Origin of the sequence: Austwickia chelonae NBRC 105200 (genome assembly GCF_000298175.1) — a bacterium.
GTDB lineage: Bacteria > Actinomycetota > Actinomycetes > Actinomycetales > Dermatophilaceae > Austwickia > Austwickia chelonae.
Genome location: NZ_BAGZ01000005.1, coordinates 560,615 through 585,999 on the forward strand (window position 1 = coordinate 560,615; position 25,385 = coordinate 585,999).

Annotated in this window: 21 protein-coding genes; 9 read left to right on the top strand and 12 right to left on the bottom strand. The window is 66.7% G+C overall.

Annotation, left to right across the window (positions count from 1 at the left end):
• Positions 1 to 138 precede the first annotated feature (138 nt).
• Complete coding sequence (locus AUCHE_RS05620; protein ID WP_006502309.1) at positions 139 to 2,541, top strand: polysaccharide lyase 8 family protein; 2,403 nt, start codon at positions 139 to 141, stop codon at positions 2,539 to 2,541.
• An 11-nt stretch (positions 2,542 to 2,552) separates the two neighbouring features.
• Here the strand turns inward: AUCHE_RS05620 and AUCHE_RS05625 are convergent, their stop codons facing one another.
• On the bottom strand, positions 2,553 to 4,244 hold the full coding sequence (locus tag AUCHE_RS05625) for a thiamine pyrophosphate-binding protein (RefSeq protein ID WP_006502310.1): 1,692 nt from the start codon (positions 4,242 to 4,244) through the stop codon (positions 2,553 to 2,555).
• A gap of 237 nt (positions 4,245 to 4,481) precedes the next feature.
• On the opposite strand from AUCHE_RS05625, the gene AUCHE_RS05630 reads away from it, so the two are divergent.
• Together AUCHE_RS05630 and AUCHE_RS05635 are read left to right on the top strand one after the other, a co-directional pair.
• Positions 4,482 to 4,979: a DUF2243 domain-containing protein gene (locus AUCHE_RS05630; RefSeq protein WP_006502311.1), complete on the top strand. Its 498-nt coding sequence runs from the start codon at positions 4,482 to 4,484 to the stop codon at positions 4,977 to 4,979.
• Entirely contained in the window at positions 4,976 to 5,842 is an 867-nt protein-coding gene (locus AUCHE_RS05635) for a cytochrome c oxidase assembly protein (protein ID WP_006502312.1), read from the top strand. The genes AUCHE_RS05630 and AUCHE_RS05635 overlap by 4 nt, the downstream gene beginning before the upstream one ends.
• A 34-nt stretch (positions 5,843 to 5,876) precedes the next feature.
• Here AUCHE_RS05635 and leuA read toward each other — a convergent pair whose 3' ends face one another.
• The gene (gene leuA, locus AUCHE_RS05640; protein ID WP_006502313.1) at positions 5,877 to 7,685 is read right to left on the bottom strand and encodes a 2-isopropylmalate synthase; all 1,809 of its coding nucleotides are present in this window, start codon (positions 7,683 to 7,685) and stop codon (positions 5,877 to 5,879) included.
• Positions 7,686 to 8,216: 531 nt separating this feature from the next.
• On the opposite strand from leuA, the gene AUCHE_RS05645 reads away from it, so the two are divergent.
• The gene (locus AUCHE_RS05645; RefSeq protein ID WP_006502314.1) at positions 8,217 to 8,543 is read left to right on the top strand and encodes a LysM peptidoglycan-binding domain-containing protein; all 327 of its coding nucleotides are present in this window, start codon (positions 8,217 to 8,219) and stop codon (positions 8,541 to 8,543) included.
• Between the two features lie 65 nt (positions 8,544 to 8,608).
• Here the strand turns inward: AUCHE_RS05645 and era are convergent, their stop codons facing one another.
• The 7 genes from era to hrcA form a co-directional block, all read right to left on the bottom strand.
• A complete protein-coding gene (gene era, locus AUCHE_RS05650; RefSeq protein WP_006502315.1) occupies positions 8,609 to 9,532 on the bottom strand; it encodes a GTPase Era in 924 nt (307 codons plus the stop codon).
• Positions 9,529 to 10,806 (bottom strand): hemolysin family protein, encoded by a 1,278-nt coding sequence (locus AUCHE_RS05655; protein WP_006502316.1) that lies wholly within the window; start codon positions 10,804 to 10,806, stop codon positions 9,529 to 9,531. Before AUCHE_RS05655 ends, era begins: the two co-directional genes overlap by 4 nt.
• A 12-nt stretch (positions 10,807 to 10,818) precedes the next feature.
• Entirely contained in the window at positions 10,819 to 11,280 is a 462-nt protein-coding gene (gene ybeY, locus AUCHE_RS05660; protein WP_006502317.1) for an rRNA maturation RNase YbeY, read from the bottom strand.
• A complete protein-coding gene (locus tag AUCHE_RS05665; RefSeq protein WP_006502318.1) occupies positions 11,277 to 12,443 on the bottom strand; it encodes a PhoH family protein in 1,167 nt (388 codons plus the stop codon). Before AUCHE_RS05665 ends, ybeY begins: the two co-directional genes overlap by 4 nt.
• 13 nt (positions 12,444 to 12,456) lie before the next feature.
• The gene (locus AUCHE_RS05670) at positions 12,457 to 13,203 is read right to left on the bottom strand and encodes a 16S rRNA (uracil(1498)-N(3))-methyltransferase (protein ID WP_006502319.1); all 747 of its coding nucleotides are present in this window, start codon (positions 13,201 to 13,203) and stop codon (positions 12,457 to 12,459) included.
• Positions 13,200 to 14,330: a molecular chaperone DnaJ gene (dnaJ, locus tag AUCHE_RS05675; protein WP_006502320.1), complete on the bottom strand. Its 1,131-nt coding sequence runs from the start codon at positions 14,328 to 14,330 to the stop codon at positions 13,200 to 13,202. Before dnaJ ends, AUCHE_RS05670 begins: the two co-directional genes overlap by 4 nt.
• A gap of 93 nt (positions 14,331 to 14,423) precedes the next feature.
• Positions 14,424 to 15,461 carry a heat-inducible transcriptional repressor HrcA gene (gene hrcA, locus AUCHE_RS05680; RefSeq protein WP_006502321.1) on the bottom strand — a complete coding sequence of 346 codons (1,038 nt, stop codon included), beginning with the start codon at positions 15,459 to 15,461 and terminating at the stop codon, positions 14,424 to 14,426.
• Positions 15,462 to 15,617: 156 nt separating this feature from the next.
• On the opposite strand from hrcA, the gene AUCHE_RS05685 reads away from it, so the two are divergent.
• The 5 genes from AUCHE_RS05685 to nadC all read left to right on the top strand — a co-directional run bounded on the left by AUCHE_RS05685 (position 15,618) and on the right by nadC (position 21,017).
• Positions 15,618 to 16,508 (top strand): DUF3097 domain-containing protein, encoded by an 891-nt coding sequence (locus AUCHE_RS05685; protein ID WP_006502322.1) that lies wholly within the window; start codon positions 15,618 to 15,620, stop codon positions 16,506 to 16,508.
• Between the two features lie 25 nt (positions 16,509 to 16,533).
• Complete coding sequence (locus tag AUCHE_RS05690) at positions 16,534 to 17,493, top strand: NUDIX hydrolase (RefSeq protein WP_006502323.1); 960 nt, start codon at positions 16,534 to 16,536, stop codon at positions 17,491 to 17,493.
• A gap of 130 nt (positions 17,494 to 17,623) precedes the next feature.
• Entirely contained in the window at positions 17,624 to 18,619 is a 996-nt protein-coding gene (nadA, locus tag AUCHE_RS05695; RefSeq protein ID WP_006502324.1) for a quinolinate synthase NadA, read from the top strand.
• Positions 18,620 to 18,630: 11 nt separating this feature from the next.
• The gene (locus AUCHE_RS05700) at positions 18,631 to 20,181 is read left to right on the top strand and encodes an L-aspartate oxidase (RefSeq protein ID WP_006502325.1); all 1,551 of its coding nucleotides are present in this window, start codon (positions 18,631 to 18,633) and stop codon (positions 20,179 to 20,181) included.
• Entirely contained in the window at positions 20,181 to 21,017 is an 837-nt protein-coding gene (nadC, locus tag AUCHE_RS05705; RefSeq protein WP_006502326.1) for a carboxylating nicotinate-nucleotide diphosphorylase, read from the top strand. Before AUCHE_RS05700 ends, nadC begins: the two co-directional genes overlap by 1 nt.
• 259 nt (positions 21,018 to 21,276) lie before the next feature.
• Here the strand turns inward: nadC and hemW are convergent, their stop codons facing one another.
• Genes hemW through AUCHE_RS05720 form a run of 3 tightly spaced genes read right to left on the bottom strand, consistent with a single transcriptional unit; the run spans position 21,277 to position 25,335 of the window.
• On the bottom strand, positions 21,277 to 22,542 hold the full coding sequence (gene hemW / locus AUCHE_RS05710) for a radical SAM family heme chaperone HemW (RefSeq protein WP_006502327.1): 1,266 nt from the start codon (positions 22,540 to 22,542) through the stop codon (positions 21,277 to 21,279).
• A gap of 47 nt (positions 22,543 to 22,589) precedes the next feature.
• Positions 22,590 to 23,780, bottom strand: a complete 1,191-nt coding sequence (locus tag AUCHE_RS05715) for a coiled-coil domain-containing protein (RefSeq protein ID WP_006502328.1) — start codon at positions 23,778 to 23,780, stop codon at positions 22,590 to 22,592.
• 46 nt (positions 23,781 to 23,826) lie between these two features.
• Positions 23,827 to 25,335, bottom strand: a complete 1,509-nt coding sequence (locus tag AUCHE_RS05720; protein ID WP_006502329.1) for a coiled-coil domain-containing protein — start codon at positions 25,333 to 25,335, stop codon at positions 23,827 to 23,829.
• Positions 25,336 to 25,385: the final 50 nt, after the last annotated feature.

The window sequence follows — 25,385 nt, forward strand, 5'->3', positions numbered from 1 at the left end:
CCCACCTCGTCCGGCGCGACACGTCCGACAGACCTTCCGGACGTACCCACGAGTCCGGGGCCGGCGCCGGGAACCCACCGGTACGGGCATACCATCGCAGCGCGCACCGGCGCTTCTCCGCCGAGGTCAGGAGCTGTGATGACGAAGATCCCCCGGCGTTCGGTCTTGAAAGGGCTGTCGGGTCTGACCGCGATGGGGATGCTCCCCTCCGCAGGTTCGGCCTCGGCACCGGGGGCAGCTCCGGCCGCGGATCCTCCTGAACTGCGTCTTCTACGAGAACGGTGGGTGGACTCGCTGACCGGTCGCGCCATGATCCGGGCGGCACCTGGGGCCTTCGCCGCTGCGATCGGCAAACTGGACAAAGCCGTCTCGGACCGATCCTCGAAGATCGCCCCGACAGGCACCCGCTACTTCTCCCACCACGACTGGTCCGTGGGGAAGAACCCGTCCGAGAACTCCGAGTCGATGCGGGCGACCTATGTCGACCTGGCCTTGATGGCCCGGGCCTGGGCAACTCCGGGGTCGAAGTATTCCGGGTCCGGAGCGACACTGGCCGCCGTACTCGCCGGCCTGGAGCACATGGACAAAAACGTCTACCACGCGCAGGCACAGTGGACCGGGAACTGGTGGTCCTGGGCCATCGGGGCTGCGCGGCCGTTGAGCGACATCATGGCGATCCTGCGCAGCGAGCTGACGTCTGCGCAGATCACCCGCTACTGCACCGCCATCGATCATTTCGTGCCCCGCCGCGATCCGACGATGCAGATCCACCCGAACGGCCCGCAACGTTCGGAGGGCGCCAACCGGGTCGACATCTGTCAGGCCCTCATCGTGCGCGCCGCCGTCGGAGGAGACGTGGATCTGCTCCGGGCCTGCGTGGCGGCGCTCTCCCCGACCTGGCAGTACGTCTCCTCGGGGAACGGTTTCTTCGAGGACGGTTCGTTCGTCCAGCATTCGACGATCGGCTACACCGGCACCTACGGGTTGGTGCTCCTCGGCGGGCTGTCGAGGTTGTTCGCGCTCCTGGCCGGGACACCGTACGAGGTCACCGACCCGTCCCGGAAGAATGTCTGGGCAGCGGTGGATCATTCGTTCGCGCCGCTGATGTACCGCGGGCAGATGATGGACGCCGTCCGGGGCCGAGCCGTCTCCCGGGCGCAGGAGCGGAGCATCGACAACGGGGACCAACTCGTCGAGACGGTGCTCCGTCTGGCCAGGTCCGCCGATCCGGCCACTGCCGCACGGTGGCGGGGACTGTGTCGGCAGTGGATCGAGGGTTCGGCGTCGAAGATCCGCTCTTCGACCGACGTGGAACGGCTCGCGTTGGTCACCGAGCTGATGGCCTCCGATGTCGCGCAGGTCAGGGACCGGACTGGACCGGTCTTCTTCCCGGCGATGGACCGGATGGTCTACCGAGGCACGGACAACAACTGGGCGTTGTGCCTGGCCATGTGTTCCCGACGGATCGCCTGGCACGAGGGCAGCCCTGCGGAGAATTTCGCCGGCGCGCGGACCAGCCAGGGCATGACCTATCTCTACCTGCCCTCGGACGACCGGCATTTCGACGACGACTACTGGGCCACCTTCGATCTGGATGCGCCACCGGGAACGACCGTCGACCTGGCACCCTTGGGCCGTAATCCCGAAGGGGAATGGGGCAGTCGGACTCCACAGAACGAATGGACCGGCGGCACGGTCCTCGGCGATGTCGCCCTGGCAGGGATGCACCTCCTCGCTCCCGGAGGAACCGGCCTGACCGCCCGCAAGACCTGGCTGATGCTCCCCGGCCAGGTGGTGGCGCTGGGCAGTGACATCTCCTCCTCGGCCGGGCACGAGGTGCGCACCGTCGTCGAACATCGCAACCTGGGTGATGCTGCCGGCAGGCTCCAGGTCGACGGGACCGCGGTGACCCAGAGACGCAGTCTGTCCGGTGCCAGGTGGGCCCATCTGGAGAAAGTAGGCGGTTATCTCTTCCTCGGCGCGGTGCCGGCATTGTCCGCCGAGGTCGCTGCGCGCACCGGGGAGTGGCAGCGGAACAACACCGGGCGGATGCCGGGGTCGGAGGGTCCCCGCTCCCGTAGGTTCGCGACCCTGGCTTTCGTCCACGGCTCCGGTCCGATCTCAGGTGCGAGTTATGCCTACGTCCTGCTCCCGGGAGCGGACGAGGCGACGACCCGAGCACGGCGCGAGGACCCGGGTGTCGAGATCCTGGCCAATTCCGGGACGGCCCAGGCGCTCAAGATTCGTGGTGGTCTCCTGGCCGTGAACTTCTGGAAGGCGGGCACCGTGGCTGGTTACTCCGCGTCGGCTCCGCTGTGTCTGGTATCCCGCAGGTCGGACCGCTCGGTCGACCTGTCGGTGAGCGATCCGACGCAGAAGGCCCGCAGCGTGACCTTGACGGTGGCCGACACGACGACGGCCTCGGTGGCAGGGCCCGATGCGGATCGGATCCGGTTGCGCAGGGACGGTGGTCAGACCGTCCTGACGGTGGATGTGTCCGGTCGGGCAGGCCGGAGCATGCTCTTCACGCTGAAGCCTTGATCCTCCCCGGTTCAGGGCACGTCGACCGGTGGGACGAACGGTTTCGGTTGCGGACGCAGCGCCGGGACCTCGATCTCGATGACCGACGGTCCGGGGTGGGCCAGGGCGACGGCGAGAGCTGCGTCGAAGGCCTGTGGGTCTCCGACCTTGGTGTGCGGCAGGTCGAGCGAGTCGGACAGTGTGGCGAAGTCGGGGGTGCACAGGTCCACGCCTCGGGGCGGGGCTCCCTGTTCGGTCTGCATATGGCGCAGTACGCCGTATCCGGAGTCGTTGAACAGGACGAGGACGACATGGGGCCTTTCCCCGGCCAGGGTGCACAGTTCTCCCAGGTGGACGGCGAGCCCGCCGTCGCCGACCATCGCCAGGACCGGGAGGTCGGGGCAGGCCACTGCGGCACCGATCGCCATGGCCAGGCCCTGTCCGATCCCGCCTCCGGCGGCGAAGATGTTGGTGGTGGGGTCGTAGACGGGCAGCAGTCGGTTTCCCCAGGTGCTGCCCGGGATCGTGACATCACGCACCCGAGGCGATTCGCGGGGTAGCCGGGAGTGCATCGCGTCGCAGACGGCGGCATAGGCGCCGATATCCGCGCGGTGGCTGTTCCGTGCCGATACGGCTGCGGCACGGACCTGTTCGGCCCAGTGGTTTTGGGTGTTCGGGGCGCCCAGCTCGCTCAGCAGAGCGGGGACGACACCTGTCGCGTCAGCGGTGATGCCCAGCGTGGTCGGGTAGTTCCGGCCGATCGCGTCGGGGTCGAGGTCGATCTGGACGTGGGTGGACGGCAGGGGGAGCTCGAAGTTGTTGGTCTCGTGGCCGCGCAGGTGGCTGCCGACGGTGAGCAGGCAGTCGGCCTGTTCGATCAGGGTGCGCACCTCTTCGGTGGTGGCGAAGTTCCCGATGCACAGGGGGTGATCCTCCGGGACCGATCCTCGACCGTTGGCGCCGGTGAGGATGCCTGCGTTCCAGACGCGGGCCAGTTCGGCCAGTGCGGGGCCTACCCGTCGGGCGCCGCCTCCGGCCCAGATCAGTGGGCGGCTGGCTGTCCGGAGCAGTGCCGCGGCTTCGGTGATCTCTTGCGCCACGGGTGTTGCAGGGCGAGCGGTCCTCTCCTGGATCGGTTCCTGTTCGGCAGGATCGGCGGTGTACTGCAGGTCGATGGGCCAGTCGATGCTGACCGGGAGGTGGGGTGGGGTGGACAGACGTCGGACGGCTTCGGCGAGTACCCGCCGGGCGTGTCCGGCCTGTTCGATCCGCAGCGCCGATCCTGAGACGGCTTTGAGCATGTCCAGTTGACGGGGGACCTCGTGGTAGACGCCACGGTCGTCGCCCAGGACGGCGGAGTCGACGTTCCCGGTGATGTGCAGCACCCGGCTCTGCGCGGTCAGGGCTTCCAACATGGCACCGGCGGCATTGCCTGCCCCGGTTCCGGTCGAGGTCAGGGCGACTCCGATGCGACCGGTGGCCCGTGCGTAACCGTCTGCGGCGTTGACCGCTGCCGCTTCGTGCCGGACGGGGACGAAACGTAGTTCCCGGTCTACGGCCTCGACGAGAGGGATGTTGTGGATGCTGATGACACCGAAGGCGACGTCGACGCCCGCGTCCCGCATCATCGAGACGAGGAGGTCGCCGCCGGTAGGGCCGTTGCTCGTCAGCTGCGATGTGGGGATGTCGTGGGCTTCGGTGGTGGCGTGTTCTTTCTCGGCCATGCTGTTCTCCAACGTCCTTCAGACGGGTGCGGAGGAACCGCGCGGGTGGTCGACCCGGTGTCTCCGACCGTACCGGCCCGCCTCTGCCAACTCGCCCAGGAAAGCACCTCGACCAACGAAAAATGTTGTGGCAGTGTGTATCACAAGAAGAAGCAGGGATCTTCCACCCCCGTCTGTCCGCCTGCCAGATCCCAGCACGTGACGATCCCAGGACGCCGCCCCTCAAGGAGAAAGCGGATGCCTGCCCCCGGAACTCGTCCCATCCAGAATCTCGACGACACAGCGACGCACGTCCCGGACCGGCGCGTCCTCCTGTCCGGTTTCCTCTTCGGATGCGGTATCGCCGCGTCGCTGATCGACCTGTTCGTCTTCCATCTCGGCCTGCAATGGCATCACTTCTACGATCTGTCCACCACCGAGGTCGCACTGACGGCCGACGGTTTCTTCCATGCCTTCGGATGGTTCATCACCGTCTGGGGAGCCTTCCTGCTGTTCGACGCCCGCCGTCGTGGCTCATTCCCCTGGTTCCGCTGGGTCGGTGCGGTGATCTGCGGAGTCGGTTTCTTCCAGCTGTTCGACGGGGTGGTCGACCACAAACTGCTGCGGATCCATCAGATCCGCTATGACGTGGAACTGTTGCCGTACGACATCGTCTGGATTGGTTCGGCACTGCTGTTGCTATTGGGCGGCGTCACGATGCTCTGGCGCAGCCGCCCGGTGACAGCTGTCGGGTGAGTACTCGATTCGCCCTGCACGCCCTCGGCGACGGCGGGGGTTCTGCACCCTGGGACTTCTTCGGCTACCTCGTTCTTTTCGTCGTGATCGAGATCGGCGTCGGCTACGCGGTGGCGGTGAGGGCGTCCCGTCGTCGTCTGCCATGGCCAGTCCGGCGCATCTGCTGCTGGTACCTGGGGCTGTTCTGCGTCACTGCGTCCACGACGGGGCCGCTCGCGACGGCCGCTCACGGCGGGTTCACCGCCCATATGCTCACCCACCTGCTGTTGGGCATGATCGGGCCGGTGTTCCTGGTGTGGGGTGCTCCGGTCACTCTCCTACTGCGTTCGTTACCGGCATCCGGCGCACGGCTGTTCACCCACTTCCTCCGGTCACCTCCTGTCCGCGTTCTCACTCACCCCGTGACAGCGGCGGTGCTCAACGGCGGAGGCCTGTGGATCCTGTACGTCACCGACCTGTACCTGGTGATGCACACCTCGATAGTCGTCCACGCCGTGGTCCACGGTCATGTCCTCGTCGCCGGATATGTCTTCACCGCCTCCCTCGTCGGCGTGGATCCGATGCCCCATCGGCCGTCTTTCCGTCTGTGCGCGACCACCTTGGTCGTCTTCGTCGCCGCACATTCGATCCTGGCCAAATGGCTCTACGCCCATCCACCGGCCGGGGTCGGCGTCCACGACGGCCACGTGGGCGCGCAGCTGATGTACTACGGGGGTGACCTGGTCGATGTCACCTTGATCGTGGCCCTCTTCGTCGGTCGCTACACGGTCGATGGCCGGCGGATGCGGCCTCTTCCCCGGAAGATCCGCTCTTCGACGACGACCAGGCAGACCGCTGGGTCACGGACTCCGACGCCTCTGTGACCCAGCCGGTCGCCTTCTCCGACGGATCTCGTCCTCAGGGCCCGCCACCCGGGCGACTGATCGCCGTCCCTTCCTGCCCGACGCCGGCGGCTCCTCGCCCGGTGCCGTTCATCTCCCGCTGCGCCCGGTTCACCGCGGACAGGATCGCCATGAAAGAAGCATTGACGATGGAGTTGTGCAACCCCACCCCCCAGAGCACCCGGTCGCCGACGGCACATTCGACATAGGATGCCGCGCGGGCGTCCCCACCTGAGCTCAGGGCATGCTCGGAGTAATCCAGGACACGGACGTCGATCCCGTAACCACGCAGACCGTCGATGAAGGCGGCGATCGGCCCGTTGCCATGCCCGTCCAGGGTGACCTTGCGCCCCCGGTCGGCGACCACGGCCTTGACGTGGTCGCGGCCGTCCTCCTCGGAGGTGGTCCGGGAGGAGACCGGGGCGAATCGTCCCCATGCGCGTTCCCCTTCCCCTGTCCCGGGCAGATATTCGTCGGAGAAGATCTCCCACAGCTGAGCGGCGCCGACCTCGCCGCCCTCGACGTCGGTCTTGCGTTGTACGACGGCGCTCATCTCGATCTGCAGCCGTCGAGGCAGGTCCAGGCCGTACTCGGATTTGAGCAGGTAGGCGACCCCGCCCTTCCCCGACTGGCTGTTGACCCGGACGACCGCTTCGTAGGAACGGCCGACGTCATGCGGATCGATCGGCAGATAGGGCACAGCCCAGACAAGTTCGTCGATGCTCTTGCCCTCGGCCTTGGCCTGCCGGGCCATCTCCTCGAAGCCCTTCTTGATGGCGTCCTGGTGGGAGCCGGAGAACGCCGTGTAGACCAGGTCGCCTCCGTAGGGGTGCCGTTCGTGGACGGGAAGCTGGTTGCAATGTTCGACGGTACGTCGGATCTCATCGATATCGGAGAAGTCGATCTGGGGGTCGATGCCCTGGCTGAACAGGTTCAGACCGAGAGTGACCAGGCAGACGTTCCCGGTGCGTTCACCGTTGCCGAAGAGACAGCCCTCGATGCGGTCGGCTCCGGCCAGGTAGCCGAGTTCAGCGGCGGCGACCCCGGTGCCCCGGTCGTTGTGCGGGTGCAGCGAGAGGATGATGCTGTCCCTGCGGGTCAGGTGACGGTGCATGTATTCGATCGAGTCGGCGTACACATTCGGGGTGGCCATTTCGACGGTGGCCGGCAGGTTGATGATCATCGGGCGGTCGGGCCCGGGGTCGATCTCCTCGATGACGGCATTGCAGACACGGACCGCGGTGTCGAGTTCGGTGCCGGTGAAGGATTCCGGGCTGTACTCGTAGGTGATCGTCGTCTCGGGGATCTGCTGTTCGAGCTTGCGGCACAGCCGCGCCGCTTGGACCGCGATGTCGGTCACTCCGTCGACATCGGTGTGGAAGACGACCTGCCGTTGGAGGATGGAGGTCGAGTTGTAGAAGTGCACGACGGCGGAGTGTGCTCCGGCGATGGCGTCGTAGGTGCGTTCGACGAGATGGTCCCGTGCCTGGGTGAGGACTTGGATGGTGACGTCCTCGGGGATATGTCCCTCGTCGATGAGCAGGCGGGCGAAGTCGAAGTCGGTCTGGCTGGCGCTGGGGAAACCGATCTCGATCTCCTTGTATCCCATCCGCACCAGGAGTTGGAACATCCGCAGCTTGCGTTCGGCGTTCATCGGGTCGATGAGTGCCTGGTTTCCGTCACGCAGGTCGACGGCGCACCAGCGTGGCGCTCGGGTGATGGTGCGGGTGGGCCAGGTTCGATCTGGGAGTTTCGTCGCGATGACGTCGTCGAACGGTCGGTACTTCGTGATCGGCATCCCCGAAGGACGTTGTGGGTGGCGCATGGCGTTCTCTTCCTCGTCGAAGGTGTCCAGGCCTGCTGGCGGGCAGCGGCATCTCCGCGACGAGGACGGCCTGGCCGGTCAGGCCTCGTCGCGGCGAGGAAGAAGACGCCGACCGGGTGCGATACCCGGCGTGTCGGGGGAGGTCATGTCCGCCAGGGTAACCAGAGAGGAGGCCGTACGTCCACGGTTCGATCACCCGTCTCGCCATCCGGCCGATGAGGAGAAGGTCTGTGTCACACGCGACTTCGGAGGCAACCTCGGCGTCTGTCCCGATTCCGGCCCGACCCCGTCCGAAAGGGCGCTGAAAACTCGTCAAGGTAGCTGGACGGGTGTTAAGTTCCGTGCGGGCCATGTGCCGCGCAGCGGTGCTCTTGTCGATTCTTCTCTCTCGGCGGCGAATTCCGGCCCTTGAATCTCCAGGGAGACCCAGATGTACGCATGGGGTGGTGGCGAGGAAGCGCGTCTCGACGGACGCGAGCAGACCCGAACCGGATACGAGGATGTGCGGCTCCACGAGAAGGACATCGCGTGATGAACGAGCGCGACGGCTCCATCTGGGGATCGGCGACCGACGATGTCCCGGCAGCGAGGACAGACTCCTCCACGGACTACTTCTCACCGGTCGACGAAATCCCCATCGAAGACTCCGACGAAGAGGACAACATGGAACAGCCAGGCGAAGACATCGGTGACGCCATCTCCGCAGAGCAGTACGTCGTCAGCGAAGGCGACACCCTGTGGGATATCGCCGAGCGTTACTACGGCGACGGCAGCCAGTACCTGCGCATCGCCGAGAGCAATCAGATCGCGAATCCCGACATGATCTACGTCGGACAGGTCCTGGCCATCCCGGTCTGACCCGAGACCGCCCTGCCCCGACCAGAACAGATTCCCTCACCCCGGGGCAGGGCCCACCGGCTCGGTCAGAAACCGAGCCTACGCAGTTGCCGAGGATCGCGCTGCCAGTCCTTGGCGATCTTCACGTGCAGGTCCAGGTGCACCCGATGTCCCAGGAGCTCCTCGATACCGGCCCGGGCCTCGGTGCCGACCTGTTTCAGCCGCGAACCGCCCCGTCCGATGATGATCGCCTTCTGACTGGACCGCTCCACGAAGACATTGACCCGCACGTCCGTCAACGGGTCGTTCGGTGAACGCCCTTCCCGAGGCAGCACCTCCTCGACGACCACGGCCAGGCTGTGCGGCAATTCGTCACGGACGCCCTCCAGTGCAGCCTCACGCACCAGTTCGGCGATCATCACCACATGGGGTTCGTCGGTCAGGACGTCCTCCGGATACAACTGAGGACTCAGCGGAAGCCGAGCCACCAGCTCGGCGCGCACCACGTCGACCTGGGTACTCTGCACGGCAGAGCAGGGAACGATCGCATCCCACGAGCCGAGCTGATCCACGGCTATCAGATGGGTCGCCAGACGTTCCCGATCGACCAGGTCGACCTTGGTGACGATGGCCACCACCGGAGTGCGTCGAGCCCGCTGCAACTCCGCCAGCTCACGGGCGATGTACTGATCACCCGGCCCCGGACGTGAATCGGCCGGCAGACAGAAGCCGACCACGTCGACATCCAACAAAGTCTCCCGGACCAAATCGTTCAACCGCTCGCCCAGCAAGGTGCGCGGCCGGTGGAGCCCCGGCGTGTCGACCAGGACGAGCTGGCTCTCCTCCGTGGTGGAGATGCCTCGGATCGTGTGCCTCGTCGTCTGCGGCTTACTCGAGGTGATCGCGACCTTCTGCCCCACCAGGGCATTGGTCAGCGTCGACTTCCCGGCATTGGGCCGTCCGATCAGGCAGGCGAAACCGGCCCGGTAGCCCGTCGCGTCCTCGTTCATGTCTCCTCCTCCAACTCGGTGGCCGCCAACTTGCGAACCACCACGGTGGCGATCCGATGCCGCCGCCCCGACATCCGGTCCGCCACCAGTTCCAGCCCGGCGATCTGCCCGGTCGAGCCCAAGATCGGCACCCGGCCGATCACCTTCGCCAACAGGCCTGCGACAGTGTCCACGTCATCGTCGTCGAGCTCGACGTCGAAGAGCGCAGCCATGTCGTCGATGTGCATGGTCGCAGGCACCCGCATCACCCCGTCCTCGATCCGTTCGACGGATGGCCCCTCCCGGTCGTATTCGTCGGCGATCTCCCCCACGATCTCCTCGAGGATGTCCTCGATGGTGACCAGGCCGGCGGTACCACCGTATTCGTCGACCACGATCGCCATGTGAATCTGATCGCGTTGCATCTCCCGAAGCAGGACGTCCACCGCCTTGCTCTCCGGGACGAAGACGGCCGGACGCATCACCTCGGTGACCGACTGCGTCGTCGACCCCGCCACATCGTAGGTGCGCCGGGACACATCCTTGAAATAGAGCAGACCGACCGGGTCGTCGGCGTCCTCACCGATCACGGGGACCCTGCTGAATCCCGAGCGCAGGAAGAGCGACGTCGCCTGACGCAGATTCTTCGACGACTCGATGACGATCATGTCCGTCCGCGGCACCATCACCTCGCGCACCAGCGTGTCCCCCAGCTCGAAGACCGAGTGGATCATCTGCCGCTCCTCGGCCTCGATCAACTGGGTATCCCCTGCGAGGTCCACCAGGTCACGGAATTCGGCCTCGTTCTCGAAAGGTCCGTCCCGGTAGCCACGGCCCGGAGTCACCGCATTACCTACAGTGATCAGCAACCGGGAGAGCGGACCCAACAACCGCCGGAGCCAGACCACCAGCGGGGCCGCCACGAGCGAGACCGTGTCCGCGTGCTGTCGGCCCAAGGTGCGCGGGCTCACTCCGACGATCACGAAGGATGCCACGCTCATCACCAGGATCGAGGTGAGCATGATCGACCAGACCTCGTCCAGCAGCTCACTCATCGCCAAAGTCGCCAGCACGGCTGCGGTCGTCTCGGTGAGGATCCGCACGAAGGCCAAGGTCGACAGGTAACCCGCGCTGTCTGAGAGCACGGCGGCCAAGGACTGCGCGCCTCTCCGACCGGCGGTGACGAGTTCGTCCGCACGGTGACGACTCACCCGTTGCAAGGCCGCCTCCGCCGCGACCAACACGAAGGTCAGTACGAGACAGCCGAGACAGGCGGCCAACAGCTGGGCCGTCATGACGGTCGGGGCCTACCGCTTCCCGCGTCCTGCCAGGTAGGTGAGCAGCAGAGTGCGCTGCAACTCGAACATCTCCTTCTCCTCCTCCGGCTCGGCGTGATCGTAACCGAGCAGATGCAGGATGCCGTGGGTCACCAACAGGAGCTCCTCCTCGGCCGGGGTGTGGCCGGCTTCGGCGGCCTGTTTCTCGGCGACCTCCGGGCAGATGACGATGTCTCCGAGCACACCCTCCGGGCTGGTCTCCCCGTCCCGCCCGGGACGCAGTTCGTCCATCGGGAAACTCATGACATCGGTGGGCCCGGGCAGATCCATCCACTGGACGTGCAGATTCGTCATCGCCTCGACGTCCACGCAGGTGATACACAGTTCAGCCCGGGGGTGTACATGCATCTGCTCGAGGACGTACTTGGCCAGTTCCACGAGTTCGTCGACGTCGACCTGGTGTTCGGTCTCGTTGAGGACCTCGATGCTCATCGTTCGGCTCCCGGTGTCGATGCGTTGCGGGCGGGATCTTCTGCGCGGGTGGACTCCGCGGGGGATTCTTCGACGGGCTTCGCCCGCCCTGCGGTCGACGGGCGACGGTTCCGGGTGACCGGTCTGCGGGATCTCGGCGCACGTCGGCTGTCGTCCCAACGCCCGTAGGCGTCGACGATGTCCCCGACGAGTCGGTGCCGGACCACATCCAGCGGGGTCAGCTCGGAGAAATGGATGTCCTCGACCCCGGCGAGGATCTCCCGCACCACCCGAAGACCCGACTGGGTCCCGCCGGGCAGGTCGACCTGGGTGACATCCCCGGTGACCACGATCTTCGACCCGAAACCCAGCCGGGTCAGGAACATCTTCATCTGTTCCGGCGAGGTGTTCTGTGCCTCGTCGAGAATGATGAAGGCGTCGTTGAGAGTCCGACCTCGCATATAGGCCAGCGGCGCGACCTCGATGGTGCCTGCCGCCATCAGCCGCGGGATCGACTCGGGGTCGATCATGTCGTGCAGGGCGTCGTAGAGCGGTCGCAGATAAGGGTCGATCTTGTCGTTGAGCGTGCCGGGCAGGAAACCCAGACGTTCTCCGGCCTCGACCGCGGGCCTGGTCAGGATGATCCGGGTGACCTCTTTGGACTGGAGCGCAGCCACCGCCTTGGCCATCGCCAGATAGGTCTTACCGGTACCGGCCGGGCCGATCCCGAAGACGACGGTGTGTTCGTCGATGGCGTCGACGTACCTCTTCTGGTTCAAGGTCTTGGGTCGGATGGTGCGTCCCCGGCTGGAGACGATATTCGCGGTCAGGACGTCGGCCGGACGTTCACGGACCTGGTCCCGGAGCATCCGCAGGGAACGTTCGACGGCATCCCGGTTGAGCGGCTGCCCGGTACCTGCGATCACCAACAGTTCGTCGACGAGATTCTGCGCCAGGTCCAGCTCCTCTTCAGGCCCCTGCAAGTGGATCTCGTTGCCACGGACGAAAATCTCCAGTGCGGGGAGTTGCCGCTCCATCGTGGTCAGCAACTGATCGTGCGGGCCGAGCAGGGAGACCATGGAGATGCCCGGCGGGACGGCGATCACCCGCCCTGCGCCGACAGAGGATGACGGATCGAGAGAGGACTCCCCGGCCTGGCCGGGTGCACGGGACTGATCACTCATGAGGATGTCCAGTCTACGTGCGACGCCACCGGGTCGCCGCCAGGACGACGGCCAACCCCGCAGGGCCTGCGCTGGAAGATCTGAGCACCGTGTCCCCGAGCACCACCGGACACGCACCGGCCTCGACAAAAGCCCCCAGCTCCTCGTCGCTGATGCCCCCTTCGGGGCCGACCACGAGCAACACCTCGCCCTGCGCGGGGATCTCAGTGGCAGCGAGCGGCTGCTCGGCGCGTTCGTGCAGGACGAAAGCGGCATCGGCCGCGGAGATCCGTTCGACCAGTCGAGCCGTGGTGACCGGACCCTCGACCTGAGGGACGGTCGATCTGCGGGCCTGTTTCGCCGCGGCGGCGACCACGGATCCCCATTTACGTAGTGACCGTTGACCGCGTTCTCCCCGCCAGACGACGACGCTGCGCCCGGCCTGCCAGGCCAGGACCTCGTCGACCCCCAGCTCGGTCGCCGCCTCGATCGCCGCCTCATCCCGGTCGTTCTTCGCCAGGGCCTGCGCCAGGACCAGACGAGGCGGCTGCGGCCCTGCGTCGCGGATCAGGTCCACCCGAGCGCTGAGCCGTCCCTGCCCGATCTCGATCACCGTGGACTCGGCGACCAGACCGGAACCGTCGGCAAGCAGGATCTGCTCGTCGATCCGGATACGACGGACCACGGCATGATGGGCTTCGGCGCCGTCCAGCTCCAGGACGGCGCCCGCGGAGCATCCGTCCAGGCTTCCCTCGGACAACCGGAACAGTGCGGCGGTCATTTGCCCAGGAAGGCGTCCCTGACCCGCCCGAAGAATCCGCCGTCGTCCTTGTTGACCACGCCCAGGCGTCCCTCGGGCTTCTCTTCTCCTCGCAGGCGGGCCAGCTGGCGCAGGAGCTCCTCCTGCTCGCTGTTCAGCCGGGTGGGGGTGCGCACGTCCAGGTGGATGAGCAGGTCCCCGCGTCCGGTGCCTCGCAGGTGGGTGACGCCCTTGCCCTTGAGGGTCAGCACCTCGGCCGGTTGAGCGCCTGCCTGGATGCTGATGTCCTGGGGACCGTCGAAGGTCTCCAGGGTGACCGTGGTGCCCAGCGCCGCCGCCGTCATCGGCAGCTCGGCCGTGCAGTGCAGGTCGTCGCCCCGTCGGGTGAAGACGTCATGTGCCGCGACTCTCACCTCGACGTAGAGGTCACCGGAAGGACCGGCTCCTGGGCCGACCTCGCCCTCTCCGGACAGCTGGATCCGGGTCCCGGAGTCGACCCCGGCCGGAACCCGCAGGGTCAACGTACGGCGGGTGCGGACCCGGCCGTGACCCGAGCACTCGAAACAGGGGCTGGGGATGACCGTGCCATACCCCTGGCAGGCGGTGCAGGGTCGGCTGGTCATGACCTGGCCGAGGAAGCTCCGCTGCACCTGCTGGACCTCTCCACGGCCCTGGCAGACGTCGCACTGGCGTACCGAGGTGCCGGTCTGTGTGCCTTCGCCGTGGCAGGTGGTGCATTCGACGGCGGTGTCCACGGTGAGGTCTTTCTCCCCGCCGAAGACCGCCGTCCGCAGATCGACCTCGAGAGGGACCAGGGCGTCCTGCCCACGTTGACGACGTGGCCGGGGTCCACGCTGGGCAGTGGCGGCCCCGCCGAAGAAGGCGTCCATGATGTCGCTGAAGCTGAACCCCTGGCCGAAACCCCCGGCGGCCCCGCCGTAAGGATCGGAGCCCATGTCGTAGGCACGCTTCTTCTCCGCGTCGCCCAGGACGTCGTAGGCCTGGCTGATCTTCTTGAACTGCGCCTCTGCCTCGGCTCCGGGATTGACGTCGGGGTGGAGCTTGCGAGCCAGGCGACGGTAGGCGCGCTTGATCTCCTCCGGGCTGGCGTCCCGCCCGACGCCCAGATCGGCGTAGTAGTCGTTCACGAAAGGGCCTTCCTGAAGGCTTGTGGCGACGGACCGGGCAAGGGGCCGGGCCGACCACCGATATCGAAGATGTCGTTCATGGGTGACGTCCGCTCAGGACGCGAGGATCTTGCTGACATAGGTCGCCACGCTCCGGACACAGGCCATCGTCGTGGGATAGTCCATGCGGGTCGGTCCGAGGACGCCCAATCCGGCGACCACATCGCGTCCCGTACCGTACCCGGTGCTCACCACCGAGGTACCCAGCAACCCCAGATGATCATTCTCCCGCCCGATGCTCACCGCAACGCCGGAGGAAGGCCCGTCGGCGGCGAGCGTACCGAACAGTTTCAGGAGGACCACATGTTCCTCCAGGGCTTCGAGCACCGGGCCTATGGTCAACGGGAAGTCGGGGGAGAAACGTGCCAGGTTGGCCGTACCGGCCATCACGACCCGTTCCTCCCGTTCCTCCACAAGGGCGTCGTCCAGGGCGCGGACGACGGCCCGGGCCAGATCACGATAGTGGGGCGGCAGGTCGTCGGGAAGCATGGACAACCGGGTCGCCGCATCGGGCAGGGTGCGGCCGCAGGCCTCGGTGTTGAACCGGGAACGCAGATCCGAGAGCTGTTCTTCTCCGGCCGCCGTTCTCAGGTCGTAGCCCGACTCGATGACTCTCTGCTCGACCCGCCCGGTGGTGAGGATGAGCACCACCATCAGGCGGTCGTGCCCGATCGCGACCAGCTCGATATGCCGCACCGAGCTGCGGGTCAGCGACGGATACTGCATGACCGCGACCTGGTGGGTGAGGGAGGCGAGCAGACGTACGGTGCGTTCCACCACGTCGTCGAGGTCGATGGCTCCGGAGAGGAAGTCCGCGATCGCCGCCCGCTCGGCCACCGACAACGGCTTGACCTCGGAGAGCCGGTCGACGAAGAGCCGGTAACCGGCGTCGGTGGGTATGCGCCCTGCACTCGTGTGCGGAGCGGTGATCAGCCCCTCCTCCTCGAGTGCGGCCATGTCGTTGCGTACTGTCGCCGCGGAGACACCGAGCGCGTGCCGGTCCAACAGGGCTTTGCTCCCCACCGGTTCGGAGGTACGCACATAGTCCTGCACGATGGCTCGCAACACGGCCATCCGGCGTTCCTCGCTCATGGCGGCCTCCTTTCCACCGTCTCCTGACGCCGTCCCTGGTCCGGCGCCGACCGGTGAGCTGCCCGAGACGGGAGGCCCGACGGGGACCCGCCGTGGCGACCTCCCCCGAGGCCGTTGGCACTCACACCGACCGAGTGCCAGTCTACGATGCCGATCGTGAACTCTCGATATGACACCGATCCGCTCGCCGGGGACTGGCGGACGCCGAGGAGAGGCCGGTCCACCGATCATCGGGCCGAGCCGGGGCTGGTCGTCGAGGAAGCCACCACCGGATGGTGCGGCGCGGTGGTCGCCGTGGAGAAGGCCGGCGGCCTGCACGTAGTACACCTGGAGGACCGGAAGGGGCAGGTGCGGGCTTTCCCACTGGGGCCCGGCTTCCTCATCGAAGGGTGTCCGGTTACCCTGACGCCTCCGCTCTCACCCCAGGTGGCAGAGCTGGCCGAGCGACACAGGGCCGCCTCCCGCACCGCCAGCGGGTCGAGGGCGGTCGTCGGCGCTCCGGCACGGGTGGCCAGAGCGTCCCGCATCCTCGTGGAGGGCCGTCACGACGCCGAGCTGGTGGAGAAGATCTGGGGTGACGACCTCCGAGTCGAAGGCGTCGCGGTGGAATACATCGAGGGGGTCGATCATCTGGCGGCCTACGTCCGGGAGTTCGTACCGACCGCAGAACGTCGGCTCGGGGTCCTGGTCGACCATCTCGTCCCTGGCAGCAAGGAGTCACGACTGGTCGCCCAGGTCGAGGCGATGCGTCCTGAGGGTGTGCACCTGAAGATCCTGGGCCATCCCTATGTGGACATCTGGCAGGCGGTTCGCCCCGGACGGCTGGGCTTGGACGAATGGCCACGGATACCTCGCGAGATCCCTTGGAAGCAAGGCGTTCTGGCGCATCTGGGCTGGGAGAACCGGACTCAGGCCGATGTGGCACTGGGGTGGCGGCGGATCCTGGGTCATGTCAACGGATACACCGATCTGGAACCGGAGCTCCTGGCTCCGGTGGAGGAACTGATCGACTTTGTGACGGTCGGCCCCACGGGGATTCCCGCCTGAGGCATCGGAATGCCAAGCTGGTGCCGTGGCTCTCCAGTTGCTGACCACCGAAGTCGTCGCCGTCGTCGCCACGGTCGATTCCGGTGTCCCCCAAGTTCTCACCGTCGGCGCCCGCGACGGGGTCCCGGCCTTGCCCAGCGGACCGCTGCTGGCTGATCACCGTTCCCTGCAGGCAGGGCTCCGGGCCTGGGTGGAGCAGCAGACGGGACTCCGGCTGGGTTTCGTGGAGCAGCTCTACACCTTCGCGGACCGGGAACGGATCGGCGCGCACGAACGAATGATCTCGGTGTCGTACATCGGACTGACCCCTCCGACCGAGCCGGCCGACGGAGCAGCGCGGTGGTGTCCCTGGTACGAGCTCTTCCCCTGGGAGGACCGGCGCAGGGTGCGCACCGAGGCGGTCCTGTCCGAGCTGCGCGAGCGGTTGTCCACCTGGGTCCGGTCGGGGGCCCGCGCCGAAGTGGTGGCCGATCGCTCGACCCGGGTTCGGCTGGCTTTCGGTGACGGTGAGCGGGCCTGGCATGCGGAGGACTGTCTGTCCCGGTACGAGCTGCTCTGGGAGGCAGGGCTCCTGCCGGAGTCCGCCGGAACCGCCCGACCTGGAATGTGCAGGGATGTTCCCCTGGAGGATGCGGCGTCCCCGGAGGTGGTCGGACGGTCGATGCGCTCGGATCATCGTCGAATGGTGGCCACGGCGATGGGCCGGTTACGTTCGACGATCCAGTACCGTCCGGTGGTCTTCGAGGTGATGCAGCCGACCTTCACCCTGGGGCAGTTGCAGACGGTGGTGGAGGCCTTCTCCGGGACCTTGCTGCACAAGCAGAACTTCCGACGCCTGGTGGAATCCGAGGAGTTGGTCGAGGAGACCGGCGAACGGACGGCGGCGACCGGAGGACGTCCGGCGAAACTGGTGCGTTTCCGTGCGGACGTCCTCTCGGAGCGTCCGGGGGTGGGGCTACGTCTGCCGCAGGCCCGTCAACGGTGAGCGGATAGGGACGCAGCAGGATCCGGGGTTTTCCGTGGGCAATTGCCTTGACAGCCGACGCAGCACTCTTATGCTCATATTTAGCATTAAAAGACGTGGACCGCCGCCACACCCCACCCCGGGAGGAACCATGCCTGTCGGCCTCGCCATCCCTCGCGCCGACGAACTGTACTCACGGGTCCGTCACGTGATCCCACCCGTCGAATGGGCCACCATGATCGACGACGTCCAGGCGATCTGGCAGCTCAAAGCAGAGAAAAAAGCCATCGTCCTGGCCCACAACTACATGACTCCGGAGATCTTCCACACCGTCGCGGACATCGTCGGGGATTCCCTCGCCCTCGCCCGGGAAGCCCGGAGGGTCTCCGCGGAGATCATCGTCGTCGCCGGCGTCCACTTCATGGCGGAGACCGCAAAACTGCTCAACCCGAACACAACGGTGCTCATCCCCGACCCGGCAGCAGGATGTTCACTGGCCGACAGCATCACCGCCCCGGACGTCCATACCCTGCGCCGACAACACCCCGACATCCCGATCATCACCTATGTCAACACCTCCGCAGCGGTCAAAGCCGCCTCCGACATCTGCTGCACCAGCGGAAATGCCACCCGCATCGTCGAATCCGTCACCGCAGGCATGTCCCGACCCCGCGCGCTGCTCATCCCCGACCGCTATCTCGCCCGTAACATCTCCGCCCAGACCGGCATCGACATCCTCACCTACGAAGGCAGCTGCGAGGTCCACGAACGATTCACCCCGGGGGACCTACACCGGATCCGCAAAGAACACCCCGGGATCAGGATCCTCGCCCACCCCGAATGCCCGCCCGACGTGGTCGACGCCGCCGATCTCGCCGGATCGACCGCCCAGATGCAGAACTACGTCGAGGAACAGCGGCCCCGACAGGTCGCGCTCATCACCGAATGCTCCATGAGCGACAACCTCGCCGCGGCGAATCCCGACATCCAACTCATCCGCCCCTGCAATCTGTGTCCCCACATGAAACGCAACACCCTGTCCACCATCCGTCACGCATTGGAGACCGGCACCCACGAGATCCACCTGGACCCTTCCGTCGCCGAGGGCGCCCGCAGAGCCGTCTCCCGGATGCTCGACCTCTCCTGAGAGGAGCCCCCATGATGTCGACGGCTCCCGCAGCGGTCATCGTCGGATCCGGACTGGCCGGACTCGTCACCGCGCTCGAACTCGCCCGTCCCTGCGTGGTCGTCACCGCAGGAACCTTCGCATCGGAGTGCTCCAGCGATCTCGCCCAGGGAGGGATCGCGGCAGTGGTCGGCCCCGACGACGACATAGACCTGCACGTCCAGGACACCCTCACGGCAGGTGCCGGACTGTGCGAGCCAGATGTCGTGCGACGCATCGTCTCCTGCGGTCCGCAGGTCGTGGACTACCTGCAGAGGTTGGGGGTTCCCTTCGACAGGTCTCCCGACGGGATGTTGATCCTCGGGTTGGAAGGCGCCCACTGTCGGCGACGCATCGTGCACGTGGACGGAGATTCCACCGGGCACGCCGTCACCGCAGCCGTGGCCCGTGCGGTCCGGACAGCGCCCTGGATCACCGTCCTGGAGCACACCAGGGCGCGTCGTCTGCTGTGGGACACCGACGGCGTCGTCGACGGCGTCGTCGTCGAAGGAGCTGCCAGCGGAACGATCCCCGCCGGGCAGATTGTCCTCGCGACCGGCGGCATCGGCGGGCTCTTCGCCCGCACCACCAATCCACGAGCTTCCTGGGGAAGCGGGTTGGCGCTGGGACTACGCGCCGGAGCTCTCGCCCAGGATCTGGAAATGGTCCAGTTCCATCCCACCGCCTTGGCCGTCGGGACGGATCCGATGCCCCTGGTGAGCGAAGCCGTCCGCGGTGACGGTGCCCGGTTGATCGACGAACGGGGTCGTCATCTGTTGGAGGACGATCTCGCTCCCCGTGACATCGTCTCGCGTGCTGTCGCAGATCGGCTCGACCAGGGAGGAACCGTCTACTTGGATACCCCCGCAGCGTACGGGGAGAGCTTCTCTCGCCGTTTCCCCACGGTTGCTGCGCAGTGCGCCGCTGCCGGACTCGATCCGGCGACTGCTCCCCTACCGGTCTGCCCCGCCGCGCACTACCACATGGGCGGACTCGCCGTGGACGGAGACGGGCGGACGACGGTCCCCGGGCTGTGGGCCGTCGGCGAGGTCGCCGCCACCGGGCTGCACGGGGCGAACCGTTTGGCCAGTAATTCCTTGCTCGAGGCCGTGGTCACCGCACGAGCCACGGCATCTGCGCTCCGGGCGCGGATCGACCTCGACACACGCCGCCGTTCTTCACCGTCCGCTTCGAGGACGAGCAGATTCGTTCTCCACGAGGGGAGCGGTCCGGAAAGTTCCCGATGTGGACGGTCCGGGCCCGACGAGGAGATGAGGCGGTTGATGGATCGGCACTGCGGGGTGCTCCGCGACGAGCAGCGGTTACATACCGCTTTGTCCTCCTTAGGCCCCGGGGCTCTGCATGACGATGCTCATCTGGTCGCCCTGATGATCCTCTGGTCGGCGTTGAGCCGCACCGAATCCCGTGGCGCGCACCGTCGGATCGACTGTTCCGGGAGTGGTGCGCCCGCCCATACCCTCTTCACCGCTGCTGAGGTCCTGGCCCGGATCGAAGTCGCGGCCGCGCAGAACAGGAGCGCCTGATGCTGGATCTGATGATCGAACCGACCGTCCGTGCCGCGCTTCTGGAAGATCTGGGACGAGCAGGAGATCTCACCACCGAGGCGATCATCCCGGCGGAGTTGACCGGGGGCGTTGCGCTCGTCTCTCGCGACCACGGGATCCTCGCCGGCACCGCCTGTGCCCGGATCGCCTGGCAGCTGGTCGATCCGACAGTCGATTTCCGAGCCGATCTGATGGATTCGGCGCGGCTGCAGCCCGGCTCGGTCATCGGTGTGGCGACCGGCCCGGTTCGTGCCCTGTTGACCGGGGAGCGTGTCGCTCTGAACTTCCTCGGGCATCTCTCCGGGATCGCCACCACGACAGCTGCCTTCGTCGAAGCCGTCGCCGGGACGAGGGCGCGGGTGTGCTGTACCCGCAAGACCACACCGGGGTTGCGCGCCGTGGAGAAGGCTGCCGTCCGCGCAGGTGGTGGAGCGAACCATCGATACGGGCTCGACGATGCAGTGCTGATCAAGGACAACCATCTGGCTTTCGCCGGGTCGATCACCCGTGCCGTACGCGATGTCCGTTCGACGGTGGGTCACCTGGTCAAGGTGGAGGTGGAGGTCGATCGTCTCGACCAGGTGGAGGAAGTGCTCGCAGCCGAGGCTGACGCGGTCCTCCTGGACAATATGTCCCCTGCACAGTTGCGGCAGGCCGTTGAACTGGTCGACGGGCAGATCATCACCGAGGCCTCCGGTCGGGTGACTCCGCAGACGGTGCGCCAGCTCGCCGAGACCGGGGTCGATCTGATCTCCGTGGGCTGGTTGACACATAGCGCGCCGGTGCTCGACATCGGGTTGGACTATCTGAGATGAAAGAGCTGATGTGTGCTCAGAATGCCGTGAGGACAATTTTTCGTGCGGACTGAGAACGGTCAAGGCCCCCCGGTAGACCATCGTTTTCCCAGTTCAGCCTCGGCTTGACCAGCGGAGAGCATCTCCGTCGGTCATGATCCGGCCCGCGTGAATTCACATCGAAGTCGGCATCGATGTCCGTACCTTCCCGGAGCCGGATACGCCGGGGGTCGGACGGGTCCGTTTCTCCCCCGTCCGACCCCCGGTCTGTCCCACGGACTCACAGGAGCCGGTGAACCACCGTGTCCGCCAGGAGGCGTCCCCGGCGGGTCAGCACCACGCGAGGTTCGCCCAGCGTCCCTGAGAACGGACCGGCCTCGACGAGTCCATCGTCGATCAGAGCTGCGACCGCGCTACGGCCTTCGTCACGCAACATGTTCGACGGCAGTCCCTCGGCCAGACGCGAGCGCAACAGCACCGTCTCGTCGTACCGTTGCTCGGCGGTCAGTCTTTCCCCGGCCTCGGCGGGTGAACGTCCTGCGTTCACCCGCTGGGCGTAGCTCCGCGGGTGGCGGATGTTCCACCACCGCATCCCGCCGACATGACTGTGCGCGCCCGGGCCGAATCCCCACCAGTTCCCCCCGCGCCAGTAGCCGAGATTGTGGTGGCAGACACCAGTCGGGGTCCGCGCCCAGTTACTCACCTCGTACCAGCTGTACCCGGCCGCGTGGAGCAGGTCGTCGGCCAGCTCGTACTTGTCGGCCTCGTCGTCGTCGTCCGGTGCGGAGAGTTCACCGCGGCGGACCTGGGCAGCCAAGCGGGTGCCCGTCTCCACGACCAGCGCATATGCCGAGACATGGTCAGGCTCCAAGGCGATCGCCGTCTCGAGGCTGCGACGCCAGTCGTCCGAGGACTCCCCGGGAGCCCCGTAGATCAGATCGACGCTGGTCGCCATCCCTGCCGCGGCAGCCGCCTCGACCGCTCTGGCCACGTTCTCCGGGCGATGGGTTCGGTCCAGCGCCTGCAAGACGTGCGGCACCGACGATTGCATGCCGAGACTCACCCGGGTGAAACCCCCTGCGGCGAGAGTGTCCAGGTAGCCCGCATTGACGGTGTCCGGATTCGCCTCCGTGGTGATCTCGACTCCGTCGACGAATCCGAAGTTCCTCCGCAGAAGGTCCACGATGCGCACCAGCTCGTGCACCGGGAGCAGGGTCGGGGTCCCCCCGCCGATGAAGACCGTCGACAACGGGCGGACCGCCCGGCCGAGGACCTGCACCGCGAGATCGATCTCCTTGCTCAGGGCGTCGACATAGGTGTCAGGAGTCGTCCCGGCCGGTTCGTGTCGGCCCGGGCCGGACGCGGCCAAGGGCGCGGATAACAGGTCAGACGGCACATAGGTGTTGAAATCGCAGTATCCGCAACGCACTCGGCAGAAAGGCACATGGACGTAGACCCCGAGTTCGTCCTCTTCTCCCCGGCGCAGCACATCCGCGGGGAGGGAGCCGTCCTCGGGAAGGGGCTCACCCGATGGTGACGGCGGCACGAGTCACGCTGCTTCCGTGGCCGTGTCGCCGTCACCTGGCCAGAAACTCAATTCTGGGCCGCCTCCGGCTTGTCGGTCGGCGCCGCGGGCTTCTTCTCCCCTTCGGCAGCGCCCTTCTGAGCGTCTCCCTCGCCCTCGTCCGCGGTTTCCTTCTTCTCCCCGCCCTCAGACGCGGCCTGAGCCATCTTCTGCTCGGTGGCCTGAGTCATGGCAGCCAGCTGCTCCTCGCCCATGCCGGCACCGAGACCGAAGGTGGCCAACATGCTGCGGACGTTGCTGAGCTGAGAGGTGATCGAATCCCGGCGGGCCATCGCGGCAGCCAGTTCACGCTCGGACTCGCGGCGGACCCGTTCTGCCTGTGCACGAGCAGTGTCGAGCAGCTCCTGAGCCTGCTCGCGGGCTTCCTGGAGACGGTGCGCGGCCTCGGCAGCGGCGTCCTGACGCTCCTGGTCGGCCTCGGTCCGCAGCGCCTCGGTGTGTTCGACGACGCGACGCAGCTCTTCTTCGCGTGCCGAGATCTCGACCTGGAACTCGTGAGTGGCCCGCTCCCGACGCTGGCTGAGGGTCCGTTCGAACTCGGCAGCGGCTTCGGAGGCGACTGCCCGCTGACGCTCGTAGTAGGCCTCGGCCTCTTCACGGCGGGCCGCGGCGTCACGGACGGCCTCGTCGACGATGGCTGCGGCATTCTCCCGGGCTTCGAGCACGACCTGCTCGGCCTCGGTCTCGGCGCGCTCGCGGATCTCGGTGCCGTACTGCTCGGCGGACCGGCGGGTCAACTCGGCTTCGGCGTGGGCGTCCTCACGCAGCTTCTCGGCTTCGGCGTGAGCCGTCGCGGTCAGGGACTCGGCCTCCAGTTCGGCCAGGGTCAGGATCTGGCCGACCCGTTTGCCGAGGTGTTCGAAGTTGTTCTGCTTGGCGACATTCTCGTCGCGGTCGCTGAGCATGTTCTGCAGGTTCTCGTTCTTGGCCTGCAGTTCTTCGATCTGCCGCTGCAGATCGTCATGGGCCGAGGCCGCTTCTGAGGCGCGCGCATCCAGGCGAACCTGAGCATCGGTGAGGCGACGTTTGAGGTCGTCACGCTCTCCTTGGACGGAAGTCAGTTGCAGGTGGACCCGCGAGCATTCCTCGCGCGCTGCTGCAAAGTTCTCGTGCGCTGCTGTCAGTGCGGCTTCGACCTGCCCAGGATCGAACCCGCGGAAGACGGTCGCAAAGTGCTGGGTTGCTCCATCGGTGCTCATCGAAGCTCCTTGTCGGACGTAGTCGAATCAAGTATGGGAGGCACGTTCACCGGCCACCTCGCCGGGAAGTGTCCAAAGGGGTCTGACCGTCGGGGACGGGGTCGCTGGGAACCTCCGTATCACCCACCCGGTCAGATGACATTACGCCCCCGCCTTTTTCGGGCACACTCAGGGCCTCGATCACGGCGGACAGTTCGCCGAGCTGACGTGAGATGTCCGCCCGTTGGGTGGCCAAGGACTGTACCTCGCCACGGGCCCGCCGCACGGCCATCTCGGCTTCCTCGCGGAGTCTTTCGGAACGTTCCTGGGCTTCTCTGCTCATCTGGAGGATGTTCGACCGGGCTGTCCGATGGTATTCGTAGGCTTCGCGATGCAGGCGCTCGGCTTCTCGTCCGATACGTTCACGCACTGCTGCCGCCGCGCGTTCGGCTTCGTCGGTACGTCGTCTGGCGCGTCTTTCGATCTCCTCTCCACGGGCCCGCGCGGCGGTGAGGATCTGCTCGGCCTGTCGCTGCGCGGCGGCGAGGGTCTCCTCGGCCTCGGTCTGGGCCGCGCTGCGGGCGTCTTCTGCTTCTGCTCGGCAACGGACGGCCTCGGATTCGGCCCTGGCCATCCGTTCGGCAGCTCGTGTGCGCGCATTGGTCAGCAGCAGGGTGACCTCGTCCCTTGCCTTGTGGGCGTGGGCGCCCAGCGTGCGATGTTCTTTGCGCGAGCGGACCGCGAGTTCCTCCTCGGTCCGCTCGACCAGGGCTTGGGAGGTCTGGGTCGCCCAGAGCAGCTGTTCCTCGGCCTGGGACAGCAGCCCTGCTGCTTCGCTGCGGGTCTCTTCGATCAGCTGATCGGCTTTGTTCTGGGCTCGGCGAAGGTGTTCCTCGGCTTCGGCGCGGATCCGGATGCTGTATTCCTCGGCGTCTTCCCGGAGCCTGGTGGTCTCCTGCTCGGTGGACTTGGTGAGACGTCGGCAGTCGGCGACGGCTTCGTCGACCATCTGCCGACTGTTCTCCTCGGCACGGTGGAGCGCGGCTGCGATATCGGCTTCGGTGGCGGCGCGTCCTGCGGTGAGCACCCGGGTCTGTTCTGCGGCGAGTGCCACCAGCAAGGAGCGGCGTTCCTCGGTTTCTCTTCGGACCCGGGAAATCATCGCCTCGGATTCGGCTTCGGCCTCCCCTCGTTGTCGACGAGAGGTGATCTGGGCTGCTTGGATGGCGTCCTCAGCGGCTCGGGCGGCTCGGGCCTGGACGAGTGCGGCCTGGTCCACGGCGTCCCGGATGAGGGCGTCGACGTCTTCGCGGGCGCGCGCCATGATGCTGCGTTCGTTGACTCTGGCCTGGGCGATACGTTCCTGAAGTTCTTGGAGTTCGCCGGCTGCGGCGCTGATGGCGCGGCGGCTGCGGCGGGCCTCTTCGCGGACCTGCGCGGCCTGTGATTCCGCTTCGGATCGCAGGGTGTCCGCGAGTTCCTGGGCCTGGGCGAGCAGGGTGAGTGTTTCGTGCACGCTCCCGCTCGCGGTGCCCACGCCCAGGGATGGCGTGGACGGCTCACCAGCAACAGTCATGGGGCCATCATGTACCAATATGGCTATGGGCAAAACTGGTGAGAGATGCC